This window comes from Hyphomonas oceanitis, from assembly GCF_036964545.1.
Lineage (GTDB): Bacteria > Pseudomonadota > Alphaproteobacteria > Caulobacterales > Hyphomonadaceae > Hyphomonas > Hyphomonas oceanitis.
Genome location: NZ_JBALTL010000004.1, coordinates 80,119 through 95,907, shown reverse-complemented (window position 1 = coordinate 95,907; position 15,789 = coordinate 80,119). Strand labels below are relative to the sequence as shown.

The window sequence follows — 15,789 nt, the reverse complement described above, 5'->3', positions numbered from 1 at the left end:
GGATGTCGTGACGCGCTGAGGCAAGCCCCAGCGCGTCACATTCGCTTCAATTATCCCTCATACGAGATGAGGGGCGCCCGGGGACGGGGGTGACCCCAGGCGCCTAGAAGTCCACCGGCTTGCGGATTTCGAGCAGCTTTCCGGTCCAGTCGGAGGGCTTTACGCCCTTCATGGTCTGGGTCTTCCGGCCGTCGGGCGTCATCCACGTAACTTCGAGTGTGACGGCCCCAGTGGACTTCAATCCAAAATGCACAGGTATGGCGCTCTGGGCATTATACCCCCCGCCTGTCGTGACCATGCGTGTGGCGAGCAATTTGCCTGCCTTGTCATAGAGACGGACTTCAGCGCCGGGCACGGTGAAATGCCCTTTGCTGTCGAGCAGGAGGACTTCCAGCGATCGCGTCTGTCCAGCCGCGCTCATCTCATTCCTGAAGACGAAGTGACCGCCCTCAGGGCCGTAACCATCCGTGAGCGAGAGGTCGAGGTCGCCATCGCGGTCATAGTCGACCCAGACGACGCCGTGGTCTCCGGCATTCAGCATGTCACCCGGCGCAAGAATGTTCACGAAGCCGGCGTCGCCGTCATTGCGATAGAACATGTTGTGCGGCTCTTGCTCGCCGGACGGTCCTTCATAGCCGACAACGAACAGGTCCAGATCGCCATCATTGTCATAGTCGCCCCATTCGGCGCTGACGACGTGGTCCGGCTCAGTCACACCAAGCGCTTCGCCAACCTCAGTGAAGGTGCCGTCGCCATTGTTATGATAGAGCTGGTTCGGGCCATAGGCTGACAGATAGATGTCGAGATTGCCGTCATTGTCATAGTCACCAATGGCGCAGCCGACGCCGCCCTCCTGCTTGGTGCGACCGGCTGTATCCAGGCCGAGTTCGGGCGCGACATCGACGAAGGCATCCCCGTCATTGCGCCAGAGCGCATCGGTTGCGCCGGACTGGTTGGCCAGGAAGACATCCAGCCTGCCATCCTTGTTGTAGTCGAACCAACAGACGCCCACGGTTGGTCGGGCGTCTGTTGGTCCTTCTCCTGCGAATACTTGGGAGAACACGGCGTTCGTATTCGCGAAGAGCTTGTTGGAGGCGTCCGGATTGGCATCCATGCCAGGGAAGGCCTGGTCAGGAACCATGCGGTCGCCCGAATAGAGATCCAGGTCGCCATCATTGTCATAGTCGACCCAGTTGGACTGACGGGCTGAGCGTCCGGGAATGGTCAGCCCGATTTCCGCGGCAACATCGGTAAAGCCGGTGCCACCATCATTGCGGAAGACGCGGGTGAGTTCTTTCGGACTGGTCGCCCCGGCAAAGAGATCAAGATCCCCGTCGCCATCATAATCCCCCCAGCTCAGGCCCCGGAATTCGGGGCCTGATACCGGCAAGCCATAGGACTCCCCGACACTGGTGAACACACCATTGTCCTGAATGTAGAGACGGATCTCGCCACCCTTGAGGGATACGGCGAAATCGAGATCGCCGTCATTGTCAAAGTCACCCCACACGTTCGAGAGGGACCCGACCACGCCGAACAGCTCTGGCTGTACGGACGTGAAGGATGGCGTCTCGAACACAACCGGCTCTTCCGGCGTCGTCGCACATGCGGCCACAAGGGCCAGCACGCCGAGGGAAGGCAATATCCTGAGAGACTGCATGTATCTGGCTTTCATGATGATATGTCCTACCGATCGATCGGCGTGACTTCGGAGACATTGGCCTCGACCTGTTCACGGCGCAGCCACAGTTCGCGGTACTTGTTGTCCGAAAGCATCTGGAGCTGGTCGTTATAGTGCGTCGTGCCCGGCTGGCGCGAGTTGCCATAGCTCATCAGGCCGTAAGCCTTGATGGGCGTCGAGAACTCGACCATGGCAACCCATGTTTCCCCATGCGTCGGGATACGCTTGCCGTCTTTCGGCTCGGACCATGTGATCACGTCGAAAGATCCAAGATTGCCGTAGCCACCGCTGCCGGGGACATCGAGACCATCCAGGATGAAGCGCGAAACGTCACCATAGACCGGATCGATCTGGCCATAGCTGGCCTTCGTGCTGGCAATCGCCTTGCGCAGCATTTCAACAGCCGCTTCCGGATCCTTCAGGCCTGATGGCGTGGTGATCGGCTCGTCGGCAGACCACGGCACGGCAAAGCCATCGAGACCTGTCATGCGCGGGCCAGCGAACAGCTTGCCCCAGGCTTCAAACAGGACACCGGCGCGGTTCTCTTTCGAGAAGGTCCGGTCCCAATCAGACAGGAGCTTTACAGCGGCCTGCATATCCGGATCAGGATCGTTTGCAGCAGCAGCCAGCAGGTCCGGCAGGACACGTTCCGCCATCAGGGCATGCTGGGCCAGTTTGAGCTCCACGAAATCATCGAGCGTGATGTCTTCCGCTTCGGTCATCATGGTCAGCGAGTCCTGTGCACGCATCGACAGAGGCGTACGGGGCGCGAAGTAAGGCGGGAAATCTTCCGGCTTGTAAGCGACCGGCAGGGTGGATTCCCATGGTGGATCGTTCGAGTTGTGCACGAAGCCACTTTCAGGATCAGTCACGCGCGGCAGGTCTTCATACGGGTGGATATCGGTCCACAAGTACTCAGATGTGTCACCGGGAACGAGGCCTTTCCAGAACTCGATATCTCCAGACGAACGCTTCGGCGCGATGCCGTTGAAGATATATTCGATATGACCATCGCGGTCAGCATAGCTGATATTGAAGGTCGGCACCTGAAGGCGTGACATGGCCTCGGTGAAATCGTCATGGCTCTCGGAGGTCACCATGTCAAAATACTGCTCCAGCATGCCGCCCCGGTCGAGACCGGCAACGCGCAGGGCAACCGTTTTGCCGTCAGGACGATCAAAGACAGGTCCGTGAACGGTGTAGCGAATGCTTAGCGGCACTTCGAGTTCGGAACCGTCCGGCTGCTTCACCTTGTAGGATGTCTCCTTCACTTCAAAGGGCAGAACTTCACCATCGAACAGGTAGCCATTGTCCTTGAGGGTCAGTTCATAGGTCGTCGCGCCGACCATGCCGTTGACCGTGTTGGAAATGCCCATCTGCTGGTTGAATGCAAAGCGGATGACCGGCAGGCCGATCTGCGTTGCGCCATAGACTTCAAAGTCAGGCCCGACGAGGTGAGCTTCATAATAGATGAAGAAAGGCACTGTCCAGGGCAGGTGCGGGTTCTGCAGCAGCATCGTGTTGCCGCTTTCGGTCTTCGACGGACCGACAGCCCATGTATTCGAGCCCTGCTGTTCCAGCTCGGGCGGATCGCCTTCACCGATGGTACGGTTCGGTGACGCGACATAGACAAAATTCATCAGGCGGTGCGCGTGAGCCACAACGTCCACGCCGCTGACCGGCAGCACGACTTTCAGGTCTTCGTCGATCGCTTCAGGATGCGCTGCGGCATAGGCGTTCATGCCTTCTGCAAAGGCATCGAGCTTCGCCCGGAATTCCGGCGAGTAGGCGTCATACCAGACCTGCGCGCGCTCTGGCGTGCCGTTCATGACGAGCCACTTGGCGGTCTCTTCATATTCCGGGCCCCAGTATTCGGCGCCCTTGCCGCGGGCTTCACCATACAGGCGCAGCACCGTGTTGGCATGGCTGTGCACCTGGGCCCAGCCATAGCCATAGAAGACGCTCTCGGCATCCGTACCGTAAATATGGGGAACGCCGTAAGTGTCCCACAGGATCTCGTTCTTGACGACGGCCGGACGGTCATCATGGATCGGCGTTACCGCGTCTGCGGCGGGCGCTTCCACGACGAGTGTCTCAGTGACAGCCGCCTCTTCCGTCTGTGTTGTACAGCCTGCTACCGCTAGCTGGACGACGGCCATGCAGGTTAATGCAATCCACCTCATATGTCGTTCCCTTCAGAATCTTTTGAAAAAGAAGGCAGGCCGGAGAAGGTTGCCCCTCCCCGGCCCGCCTGGATGTCAGACTACCACTTGTAGGCGCCGCGAACGAACCAGGAGCCGCCCGTGAAGCCAAACGGAGCCAACGTATCGTACATGTTGGAGCCGTTGGTCGCGCCCGGTTCCCGGATCTGGTCCGGATACTCGTTGAAGATGTTGTTCGCACCCGCAAAGAGGCTGAACGCTTCCGTGAACTCGTAACCAATTTCGAGGTCCGAGATCCATGCGGGATCGACGTCATAGTCGGCCGCAGGATTGGAGGCGTTGCGAACAGTGTATGAGCCGAAGCGTGTTGCACGTGCATTCGCGGTGAACTTGCCGATATCCCAGTTTGCACCAAGCGTAATCTTGGAGTCCGGCAAGGAATCCGTGATGGCGGCACGCTTGCTGCGGTCAAAAATTTCATAGTCGCCAAGAGCTTCGAGTTCAGGTGGGTTGTCGACGATGCCCGTGATCTTGGCTTCGTTCTTGTTGAAACCTGCATTGAAGTGGAAGTCGCCATAATCAGTCGCAAGGCGATAGGTGGCCACAACATCGATACCCTTCGTGCGCGTATCAATGGCGTTGGTGTAGTATTGGCCACTGATGTCGCTCGAAAGTCCGTTGGCAACGAGGATATCGCGGATGCGTACGTCGACGGAAGAAAACGTCGTCGTCACCGCAATGCGATCATCTACGTCAATCTGATAGGCATCGACGGTCAGCGTGAAGTTTTCGAACGGTGTGGCGGTAAAGCCGACACTGAAGTTTTTCGATTTTTCAGGCGTAAGAGGTGACGATCCAAGTGCTCTGGCAGCTGGCGAATTAACCGGAAGGTTCTTCAGGAGCAGCAATTCCTGTTCGCCATCTCCGTCGAGATCTCGGAACTGGCTGGTTGTCGACGAATAGCTCTGCTGTGCCAGCGTCGGGGCCCGGAAGCCGGTATTGTAGGACGAGCGGAGAGCGAACCAGTCGTTCAGCTCATAACGGCCATTGACCTTGAAGATCGTCGTATCGCCGGAGTCATCGTCGAAATACTCGTACCGCAGTGCTGCGCCAAGGAAGAGCTTCTGGGTTGGAGTCCACCCAAGTTCGCCATAGGCGCTGAGGTTGTTGCGCTCGGCATCAGCCTCATCATCCGGCCGGAAGCCAGGTGTAGCCTGGGAGCCCGGGGCGAGGAGTTGTCCGGCAAAGGGTTGGCCTGCCGGTCGGACATAGGTGCCAGCCGCATAACTGGCCGGATCGCCGGCTTCGACCTTGTAGTTTTCCCAACGGTGCTGGACGCCGAAGGATGTCTGCAGTTCGCCGCCACTGGACAGGGGGTGCGCCTTTGTAATGTCGAGCGCGTTGGTCCATTCCGTGGCGATGAGGCGACCGACTTCAAAGAAGGTCGGGCTCGTCGGACCAAGGCTGGCGTTGAGACCGTTCGAGTTTTCCCAGTCCGTTATGTCTGTGCCGTAATTGGACGAGACATCCCATGCCCAGCCCGAACCTGTTTCACCACGGAAACCACCCGCAACTTCATAGTCATCCTCGATGATCGTGAGACGTGGGCGGAAGCCGTTCGGATAGACTTCCGGAAGCGCAACATCCCGGTTTGGCGCGCGGAACGACCAGTTGAGGATTGATGTACGAGCGCCGTAAGTTCCGAAGGCATAGCCTTCAAAACCACCAAAATCATACGCCATATTTGCCGAGAAGATGTCAGACTTCTGCGGGAAAGCGCCATAGTTCTGCGTGACCATACGGTCGATGCTGGCTTCGCGTGGATCACGGCTGCCATCACCGAGCAATGGATAGAGGTTGATATTCTCGGAGATCGGCACGGCACGGTTTGACTCGTCGCGGTCCATGTAGCTGTAGGACAGGTTCAGGAAGCCTTTGTCGCCGAGAGCAATGCCCTGGTTGGCAGACGCCGTGAGCGCTTCGCCGTCACCCCGGTCGAAGTTCTGGCCGTAGGAAGCGGTCGCTTCGCCGCCTTCCGCATCTTCTTTCAGGATGACGTTGATCACGCCTGCAATGGCATCCGAGCCGTATTGCGCTGCTGCGCCGTCCCTCAGAACTTCGATACGTGCGATTGCCGAAGACGGGATCATGTTGAGGTCAACACCGGCCGCACCATTATAGAGCGAGGACACCGAGTTGATCAGGGCCGTCTTGTGGCGGCGCTTGCCGTTGACCAGAACAAGCGTCTGGTCCGGGTTGAGGCCGCGCAGGCCGCCCGTGGCAATCACGGTTGCAGTACCACCGCCTGCACGTGTTGGCAGGTTGAAGGATGGGACAAGGTAACGGATCGCCTCGAACACGCCGGAAGGGCTGCCCTGAGAGATTTCGTCGGCAGTGAACACATCGATCGGCGTCGGGCTGTCGATCACCGAGCGAGGCGCGCCGCGAACACCGGTGACGATGACAGTGTCCTGGACACTACGTTCGTCTTCAACCGCTTCAGTCGCTGGAGCGGAGGCCGGCGCTGGCTCTGTCTCCAGCTGTGCCATCAAAAAAGGGCGCTGTGTCTCTTGCTCCTGTGTGGCGGAAGCATCCACTTTCAGCGTCAGGGCACCGTTATTGCCCGACTGAAGGGTCAGCCCCGTGCCTTTCAGCAACTGGTCAAGCGCCATGCTTGGCTCGAGATAACCGCCGACAGCCGACGAGGTCTTTCCCTTGACCAGGTTGGAAGGTGCCACGATCACAACGCGCGACTGCTCGGAATACTTCATCAGCGCTTTCGCAAGCGGCTGGGACTCGATTTCAAAGCTCGCGAGCGTTGGCTCAGATACCTGAGCCAGTGCGGCTTGATATTGCAAGGCAGTCAGGCAAACGGCTCCAACGAGCCCGCCCTTTGCGATTGGGTGAAACTTCTTGCGCATTATATAACCCCTAATGTCGTCAGATCCGGTTTCGGCAGTCCACGCCTGCCTCAACAGAAGCCCCTCAAACGAATGCTCCTGATAACCCTGACGACCCACGCACCGCGATTATCCAAAAGAATCATTTATTTTAATTTCTGGCAGTTGATGGCGCCCGCGTGCGCGAATTTTGGTCAACCGACGCAAGGGGTTTGGGCACGCGCGGCCAGCCAAACGCCCGCCTCAAGCCTGCACCTGGTGATTATTGCTCGGTGCGCAGGATGATCTCGTTGGACGCCGTGTAATCAGCCTTGATATTATATGAGGCCTCAAGGCCGATGATGAACTGATCAACATTATCGACACCAAATGCCGCCGTGACCCGCAGATTTTCCATGCCGGGCGATTCAAGAATGATCTGCTGATTGTTGTAACGGTTTGTGTCTGAAACGATCTCACCGAGGCTGGCGTCCTCATAAGCCAGCCAGCCACGTCTCCAGGCTGCTGCCGTATCAGGCTCCACCATTCCGAATTCGCGCTTCACGGAACCGATCTTTGCCGTGACTTCATCCCCTGCCCGCAGCACATCCTTGGAAACATCGGGACGATGTCTCTCCGCCCGAACCGGATCTTCCGCCTGCAGCACCTCAACCACGCCTTCGACAACTGACACCTTCACGGAATCGGCGCGCTGGCGAACATCGAACTGCGTGCCCACGACACGAATGAGCTTGTCGCCGACCTCAACATAAAAGGGCCGGGTCGCATCATGACTGACATCGAAGAAGGCTTCGCCTTCACTCAGCCTGACAATGCGCAAATCATCTGTGAAGCGCGACTCAATTCTGGACCGGGCGCCAAGTGTGACGCGGGTACCATCGGGAAGCTCGATATCCCTTATCTCAGCGATCTGTGTTTGAACGGGCGCAATCGGAACGGTCGGTCCGGCAGCCCCATCGACACGCGACAGCGCCAGAATGAATCCGATAGCAACCACAGCAACGCCGGCTAGCCCCGCGCTGAGACGGCGCACATCCCGCCATGCGGGTTTTGCAGCAACAGGCGCCTCAACCACTGGCTCGTCTGCATCGGTCTCCATGACGAGCGAGAGATCGCCCATCAGCTGCTCCATGTCACGATAGGCCAGCAAGTGGCGAGGATCCGACACCAGCCAGGATTCAAACTCAGCCACCTTGTCGGGCGTCGCCTCTCCCGAATGGAGGTAGACAACCCAACCGCGCGTGACGGCTTCAATCTGATCCTGTTTTACAGTGCTCTTCGTCACGTCCCGCTGACCATTTCAATTATATGTTTCAGCGCTTGAGTGCGCCGGAAAGTGCAGCAAGAGCGTATTCCATTTGCCGGTAAACATCCCCGTAAGACCAGCCCGTCTCTTCTGCAATCTTCTTGTATGTGTATCCAAGTTCTCGATGGAGCCGCAGAACCACCTTCTGCTTATATGGCAGACTTTCCACCGCAGCGCGAATGTTTTGGAACCGCTGCTTCTCGATAAGTAGGCGTTCGGGTGAAAGATCGTCCAGCGTCGGACCCGAATATTCCGCGAGAACCGTGCGCGCATACTCGAAATGGCGACCGGAGCGCCGCTTGTGATCGTAGACAATATTACGCGCCGTAACGAGCAGAAAGGCCTTGGGGTTGCGCACCCGACCCGGGTCTTCCAGTGCAGCCAGCCGCTCAAAGGCCGCTTGCGCGACATCTTCGGGTTCTGGCGGCCCGGAGCCAAAGGCTTTCCGCAACTGCTGGCAAAGATCTTTCCAGTGGCTGCGATAGAGGTCGTCAAATGTCCCTTCAATCACACGGGGGCGATCTGTGTGGACACCGGTCCCATCAGATCGCGTCAGATGTGCTCTCAAGGAATAATCGCCCACGATCAACCCGCTCCCAAACCAAACTCAGTCGACACAAAACTGACAAGGAGCGCAAGGACAATCCCCTCAATAATATCAAGAGCAAAGCTGAACAATCTGCGCGACATTCGCGCAGATTGGCGGGCAACTGCCTCGCGAACCAGCCTCAGGCAGCCGTTTCACCGAGGAAATGCCGAATGGCGCTTAGGGATTCTGGCTCATTCAGGAGCGGTGCGTGCCCCACCCCCGGAATGGTCGCCAGCGAGGCTCGCTTATGGCGCTTCACCATTTTGTCGGCTGTTTTGGCCGAGAGAATGTCGGACTGCTCGCCCCTTATCACGAGCAATGGCGCAGTCTTCATTTTGGCAAAGAGACGCCACATGCCGAGACGCGCCGCCAAGCCGGGGGGCTTGTCAGGCACCGGTGTGATAATCGCCGGGTCGAAGTCAGGCACAACCTGCCCATTGTCCTCTTCGCGATGCGTTCGGCGCGCGAAAGCTATCCAGTCCTCGGGAGTGAGACGGGGATACGGCACCGCCTGTGAACGCGCTACAGCTTCGGCAGCAGCGCTCCAGCTGCCATATCCTGCCGAGGGCGCAGCCGACGCCATGATCCGCCGCAGCCCGGCCTGCTCCACAACCGGACCGACATCGTTCAAGACGACGCTGCTGATCCGATCCGGTATCATGGTCATCAGGATCATCGAGATGATGCCGCCCATCGATGTCCCGATAAGATGGACGCGTTCCAGCTTGAGCTGATCGAGCAACACCAACACATCGCCCGCATAAATAGCCGGATTGTAGTTGGCCGGGTCTGGATCGCGTTCCGACTGGCCCCTGCCCCTGATATCAACGGAAATGAATCGGTCCGACATGCCCAGCCCGGCAATCATCGGTTCGAAATCCTTGTGATTACGCGTAAGGCCGTGAAGGCAAACAATCGCAGAGCCGTCATTGGATGCGCCGTAGCTCCTGGCGTGAAGCGCGAGACCGTCTGACGATGTGTAGAAAATGTCGTCGCCGGTCATGGCATCGCCGCCGCCCGCAGCGCATCCCGATCATAATGACGTGCCGACATCAGCAGGCATCCTATGCTGAGCGCATTGAACGCCAGCATGGCTTGCAGAGCGAGGCGCAGCGAATCCGCGTGGCCCTGCAGCAGGAACACATTGCTCATCACGCCCGCCAAAGTCGGCCCGCCGCCAATGCCGATCAAAGTCAGGCAGAACAGCATGAAGGCCGATGCGAAGGCCCGCATGCGAAGCCCGACAAGTTCCTGCGCTGCCGTATAGGCGATACTGGCATAGATCAGGCCCACGAAGCTCGGCACGATATTCCACGCATAAGCCGCCATCAGGCTGTCCGCCTGCAGGAACATCCAGGCAAAGGGCAGTGCAACAGCCGAGCAGATGGCAATCGTCCACGGTCGCCACTTCTGGCTGTTCACCGACAGCCGGTCGCACAGGCGCCCGATTGCGACGGCACCAATGCCGCCGATGCCACCGATCAGCAGCCCGAGCGGCGCCGACACCTGCCCCGGCCCGACGCCATACGTCCGCTGCAAATGGCTCGAAGTGAAAACAAGAAACGCATTCGCCGAAATGCAGATCAGGCAGCACCCGGCCAACAGCCACAGGAAAGACGTCTGCCCAGCGATGAATTTCAACGTCACGCCAAGCGGTGGCGCCTCGGCCTTGCTCGAGCGCTCTTCGACTGCGCCCCGCACCGGCTCACGAAGCGTAAACCGCACAAGCACAGCCAGAAGCAGTCCCGGAATGCCGGCGATGAAAAACGCCGCCCGCCAGCCCAGCGTCTCGTAGACCAGGCCGCCAATGATAAAGCCCGCCAGGATGCCGAGGCCAATGCCCGTCGTATAGATGCCGAGCGCCATGGCGCGCTCCTTCGGCCCATAGAGATCGGCAATGATGGAGGTCGCCGGCGGCGTACCACCCGCTTCGCCGACACCCACGCCCATACGCGCGAGCAAGAGCTGCCAATAGTTCTGCGCAAAGCCTGAAAGCGCCGTCATGCCAGACCAGACCATCAGGGCGAGCGCGATGATCTTGCGACGATCCCCGCGATCCGCCCACATGGCGATCGGGATGCCGAGCGTGGCGTAGAAGGCCGCAAAGGCCAGGCCTGACAATAGACCAAGCTGGGAGTCATCCAGATGGAGATCGGCCTTGATCGGCTCCAGCAGGATCACGAGAATCTGACGGTCGATGTGATTGAACGTATAGACCAGTGTCAGGAGCGCCAGAACATATGTCCGCGACTGTTTGGGCACCGGCAATGCGGGGCTGTGTGGCTCTGTGATCTCTCGCGCCATCGGGACATATACCTTGTGGTTTTAAAGAGGCAGCCAGCGGGTCTCCGGGAGGTTTGGAGACCCGCTGGCCTTTTCAGCCGATCAGAATTCGACCGACAAGGAGGCCGTAATGGTACGCGGCGGGCCGTAGAAAGCCGAGTAAGCACTGTCGACACCCAGCTGGCTTGGCGTCACGAAGTTATAGGCCGCAACACGATATTCTTCGTCCGTCAGGTTACGTCCATGCAGGCCAAGCCGGTACTTGCCCGATGGCGATGTCCAGACAGCGCTGAGATCAAGCAGGCTGTAGGATTTCGGATCCAGTGCCGGTCCGCCCGCCGGGAAGATCGCACTCTGTCCCGCCGGGAAGCCGGGGTTCGCGACGTTGAAGAGATAGTATTCATCACGATAGGACAGCGATCCGGTCAGGGAGATCTCGCCTTTGTCTGCGCCAAGGCTGTTGGTATAGTTCAGCGCAACCTGCCCCTGCAGTTCCGGCGTGTTCTGGGTGACGAACTGGGCAGCCACATTGACGCCACCAGACAGGATTTCCTGAATCTCGGCGTCGATATAGCCAAGGTTGCCGGACAGCGTGAGTTGATCCGTCAGCAGCAGCGCGCCTTCGAGTTCGAAGCCCGTATATTGAGACTCGCCCGCATTGAAGACGGAGGAGACAAACGTGTCATTGACGCCGTCATTGTCAGAATCCGCGCCACTCTGCACCGTGATCTGCTGGTCCTTATAGTCGGCAAGGAAGATCGCGGAGTTCATCGTCAGGCGACCATCGAGGAACACGCCTTTCAGGCCGATCTCGTAGCTATCGACTGTCTCAGGTCCGAAACCTTGTTCAGACAGACCTGTCGGATCAAGGTCTTCGCGGGCCCGCGGATCGAAGCCACCGGCCTTGAAGCCCTGCGAATAGGTTGCGTAGAGGTTCAGGTTGTCCGTTGGTTTGTAGGAAACCGACAGGCGAGGCGTGAACTGGTTATCATCGCGGGAGACGTCGTTATAGCTCGTCTGCGTGGCAAAGAAGATGGACGTATTCGTGGGATCGAATGAGCCCGAACCGGCGCCCAGCCACAACTCACGCGTCACGTCCGCCGTCGTCTTGTCCTCGGTGTAACGGCCGCCGAGCGAAATGCTCCACTGGTCGTTCAGTTCATACGTGAAATCGCCGTAGACGGAGAGGTTTTCCTTGCTCTGGTCACCGGCCTGATAGACCGTCAGGCCGAGGCCGCCCAGGATCACATCGAACGCGCCGTTTGCATTGCCGTCCAGGTAATAGACGCCCATCACACCAGACCATGGACCATTGTCCAGCAGCAGCTGGAATTCCTGGCTGAACTGGTCATCGTAATAGACGGCCGGAACATCAAAGTCGTTCTGCGGCAGGGCATCAAAGTCGATCGGCGTTACGGTTTCGCCTTCGCGATAAGCCGTGATCGACTTCAGGGTCACCGCATCATTGACGTCCCACTGCGCTGTCAGTGAGTAGCCTTCGGTCGTCACGGAGTTCTTGTCGCCGATGCCTGCGCGCGTGTCATAAATATCGCCCGTAACAGGGATCGTGCCGTCCGCGCTTGGCAACAGCCGATGGCCGTGCTTCGCATTGGAATCATCTTCAGAACGATCATAGGCAAACCGAACCGAGAAATCGTCTGTCGGGCTCCAGTCAGCGCTCAGGCGATAGGCCAGCACATCCTTGTTATAGTGCTCAGCGCCCGTATTGAGGTTCTTGCCGTAACCGTCACGTGTATATTTCGCGATGGCGCCGCCAATCGCGAGCGTGTCGCCGATTGGCGTCGAGCCGGAGAGGATACCGTCCAGCTGCCCATAGCTGCCGACATTCATTTTGGCCTTGAGTTCGGGCTCATTGCTGAGTGGCTTGGTGACGTATTTGATCGCGCCGCCAATTGTATTGCGGCCATACAGGGTTCCCTGCGGGCCGCGCAGGACTTCGATACGGTCGATATCAAAGATGTCGAGGATCGCGCCTTGCGGACGGGCCACGTAGACATCGTCCACATAGAGGCCAACGCCGGGCTCAAAGCCCCAGAGCGGGTCCTGCTGGCCAACACCGCGAATGAACGCGACGAGTGTGGAGTTGGACCCGCGCGCCACTTCGATGGTCGCGTTCGGCGTGGTCCGCTGGATTGACGTGATATCGACAGCGCCCGTCAGCTCCAGCTGTTCGGAATCGAAAGCGGTGACCGACAGGGGCACATCAATAAGGTTCTGTTCGCGGCGTTGCGCGGTGACGGTGATCGCCCCGAGACGCTTGGCACCATCCTCATCCGTTGTGCTCTCCTGAGCGTGAGCCACGCACAGCCCGGCATTGATGGCCAGAGCCGAGACGAGCCCAAGACGGATTGGTCCTGCGATATGAGTCTTCATTTTATCCTCCCGCGGATTGTTTGTTGTTTGAGCAGGAAGATATCGATTTAGGGGGATGTAACTACGACCGGAATCGTCAGGCAGAGTGAACACTTTCGCTCACACGCTAGTCGGCCTTCAGCAGTTTCGCCTGTTTCGCAAACTCGGCCGGTGTCAGCCCCTTCCATTTCTTGAAGGCGCGATTGAAAGCCCGGATGTCGGAATAATTGAGCGTCTCGCAGACCTGGCTGACCGAGCGCCCATGGCTCAGAAGCTGCTCGGCCTTGTTGAATCGGGACTGGCGGACAAGGTCACGGAAACACACGCCTTCATCCTCAAGCCGTCGCCTGAGCGTCGCCACGCTGACGCCAAGACGTTCGGCGACCTCGCTCTGATCGACGCAATCCTCTGCTACGAGCTCGAGAATGCGCGCCGAATAGCTGCGCTTGTCCCTACTGGGTGATTTGCGCTCAAGATGACTGATGACGCGCGCAAATATCCCGTCAGTGCTCAGGTCAATCCGATCAATATTGGGGATCGTCTGACAGGCGATGTCATAGTCATAAACGAGTTCATAGGCCGGGCGGCCGAACTCCAGGGGCACGTCCCAGAATTCGTTCTGGGTGTGCGGTGTACCCGACCGGGTGCGCTGCAGACGAACACGCCGGATAGCCTGTGTCGCAAGGCCGTTGCTGAGACTGTCGAGCAGACAATGCACTTTGATCAGGAGGCAGTCGCCAACGAAATGCATCAGTTCGGTATCGTGCCGGAAACGGTAGGGAAACGTCGAATCGTCCACCACGAAGGCCGAGTGTCCCGCACCAACCCGTACCGAGTTGTACGGTGCGCCGTGCATCATGTTGAAGTGCTCTGCCAGGCTCACCATCGCATCCTGAAGCGTGCGCGATTGCTGCGCCTGGGCGATCACGAAATTGCCGGTCTTGTAGGTCAGCGTTCGCTCGGAGAGGCGCGCCGTAAGGTCGTCCAGCGACTGGGCAATGTCGCGCTGGATCCGGTAATAATCCTTCAACTCCAACCGGCGCTCAGGATCCGTTGCACGCATGCCGTCCACAAGACCTAATCGTTCGAGAATGCCCTCGACGTCGACGCCGCTTTCGGCAGCGGACACGAGAATCGGCCTGACCTGGGCGAAGAGGACACTGGTCGTGCGAAAACTCATACTGTCAGCCCGCTCCTGCCCGTCTTGATGGACTGTGATGCCACCTTGTGGTTCCGAACACTAAACGTACCGGAATATGGGATACAGCCTAACAGATATGGCACGCCGTGTCAGTCTACCGCGCAGGAACGGTCCACGAGTGGTCCGCGAGTGGTCCGACGGATACCCATAAAGGGACACACGGGACACAATAAGGGGCCCCCGTATGACCACGGAAGCCCCTTGAAAATACTCAGATAGACAGGCGGATGTGCCCGTCTGAACCTATTCGGCATCGCGTACCGATAGGCCGGTTGCTGGATAGTCAGTCCAGACGCCATCAACGCCAGCGTCGAACAAAGCGCGGAATTCGGCGCGGGAATCTGCAAACCCCTCACCCGGATGGTCGTCACGCACTGTATAAACGTGAACAAGAAGACCCAGCTTGTGTGCACGATCGACAAAGTCCGACGTTGTGCCGTCCTTATTCAGGATCATCGACTTTTCTGCACCAACGCCTGTCGTGTGGATATCCTCCAGCTTGTAATCAAGCCCAAGCATCGCGGCATAAGGCGGCCCGACCATGTTCTGGATTGTCGGCAGGTCGCTCTTGGTCGCAAACTCGGCGAGGAATGGCGGCTCAAAGCACTGAATATAAACAGGAATTCCAGCCGCCTTGAGGCCCTTCTTGTCCATGGCCGCAATCATGAGATCGGGCATGTCAAAGCCGAGAGCAGCAAACTCGCCCGGCCATTTCGCTTCGACATGCAAGCCGACAAGATGGCCAGATTTTGCTGCCTCGAGAGCGATATCTATCACCTCATCGAACGTCAGGATGTCGTACTTGCCATCGTACTTTGTCTCACGTCCTTCAAACTGCTGGATCGCCTTTAGGGTCTTAATCTCGGCAAGCGTGAAGTCTTCGACCCACCAGTCGTCCTGCTCGCCGAGGGGCGTCACCTTGACCTTCTTGCGGTCGGCAAACTCGGGATGATCGGCAATATTGGTTGTCGCCGCCAGGAAATGGTCGTGGCGCGCGATGAGTACTCCATCCGAGGTGACGACCAGGTCAGGCTCGATAAAATCGGCCCCCTGCTCGATCGCCGCCTTGTAGGCTGGAGCCGTGTGCTCCGGATAAAGGCCGCTGGCGCCGCGGTGGGCGATAACGATAGGCTTGTCTCCGTGAAGCGTGGGTGCGCGCGGCGAAGTGGCGGATGCAGCTTCCAGTGCCCCTTCCGAACCAGCCAGCGTATTCGCTGACTGGCTCTGGCTGGGTGCCGCACAGGCGGCAAGGCAGGCTGCCACCAGGATAACGAGATGTTTCATTACAAGAAAT

At 58.6% G+C, this 15,789-nt stretch carries 10 protein-coding genes; all 10 read right to left on the bottom strand.

Annotated elements, in window-relative coordinates; all coding sequences use genetic code 11:
• Window positions 1–103: 103 nt before the first annotated feature.
• Window positions 104–1,675: a CRTAC1 family protein gene (locus V7651_RS12160; RefSeq protein WP_335613361.1), complete on the bottom strand. Its 1,572-nt coding sequence runs from the start codon at window positions 1,673–1,675 to the stop codon at window positions 104–106.
• 11 nt (window positions 1,676–1,686) lie between these two features.
• The gene (locus V7651_RS12155) at window positions 1,687–3,864 is read right to left on the bottom strand and encodes an acylase (RefSeq protein WP_335613360.1); all 2,178 of its coding nucleotides are present in this window, start codon (window positions 3,862–3,864) and stop codon (window positions 1,687–1,689) included.
• 80 nt (window positions 3,865–3,944) lie between these two features.
• Window positions 3,945–6,764, bottom strand: a complete 2,820-nt coding sequence (locus V7651_RS12150) for a TonB-dependent receptor (protein WP_335613359.1) — start codon at window positions 6,762–6,764, stop codon at window positions 3,945–3,947.
• Window positions 6,765–7,005: 241 nt separating this feature from the next.
• The gene (locus V7651_RS12145; protein WP_335613358.1) at window positions 7,006–8,028 is read right to left on the bottom strand and encodes a FecR family protein; all 1,023 of its coding nucleotides are present in this window, start codon (window positions 8,026–8,028) and stop codon (window positions 7,006–7,008) included.
• 28 nt (window positions 8,029–8,056) lie between these two features.
• Window positions 8,057–8,632: an RNA polymerase sigma factor gene (locus V7651_RS12140; protein WP_335613475.1), complete on the bottom strand. Its 576-nt coding sequence runs from the start codon at window positions 8,630–8,632 to the stop codon at window positions 8,057–8,059.
• Between the two features lie 145 nt (window positions 8,633–8,777).
• Window positions 8,778–9,641 (bottom strand): alpha/beta fold hydrolase, encoded by an 864-nt coding sequence (locus V7651_RS12135; protein WP_335613357.1) that lies wholly within the window; start codon window positions 9,639–9,641, stop codon window positions 8,778–8,780.
• On the bottom strand, window positions 9,638–10,942 hold the full coding sequence (locus V7651_RS12130) for a spinster family MFS transporter (protein WP_335613356.1): 1,305 nt from the start codon (window positions 10,940–10,942) through the stop codon (window positions 9,638–9,640). Before V7651_RS12130 ends, V7651_RS12135 begins: the two co-directional genes overlap by 4 nt.
• Before the next feature lie 81 nt (window positions 10,943–11,023).
• Window positions 11,024–13,315: a TonB-dependent receptor gene (locus V7651_RS12125; protein WP_335613355.1), complete on the bottom strand. Its 2,292-nt coding sequence runs from the start codon at window positions 13,313–13,315 to the stop codon at window positions 11,024–11,026.
• A 106-nt stretch (window positions 13,316–13,421) separates the two neighbouring features.
• Window positions 13,422–14,474, bottom strand: a complete 1,053-nt coding sequence (locus V7651_RS12120; RefSeq protein WP_335613354.1) for a helix-turn-helix domain-containing protein — start codon at window positions 14,472–14,474, stop codon at window positions 13,422–13,424.
• A 264-nt stretch (window positions 14,475–14,738) separates the two neighbouring features.
• Window positions 14,739–15,779 carry a glycerophosphodiester phosphodiesterase family protein gene (locus V7651_RS12115; RefSeq protein WP_335613353.1) on the bottom strand — a complete coding sequence of 347 codons (1,041 nt, stop codon included), beginning with the start codon at window positions 15,777–15,779 and terminating at the stop codon, window positions 14,739–14,741.
• Window positions 15,780–15,789: the final 10 nt, after the last annotated feature.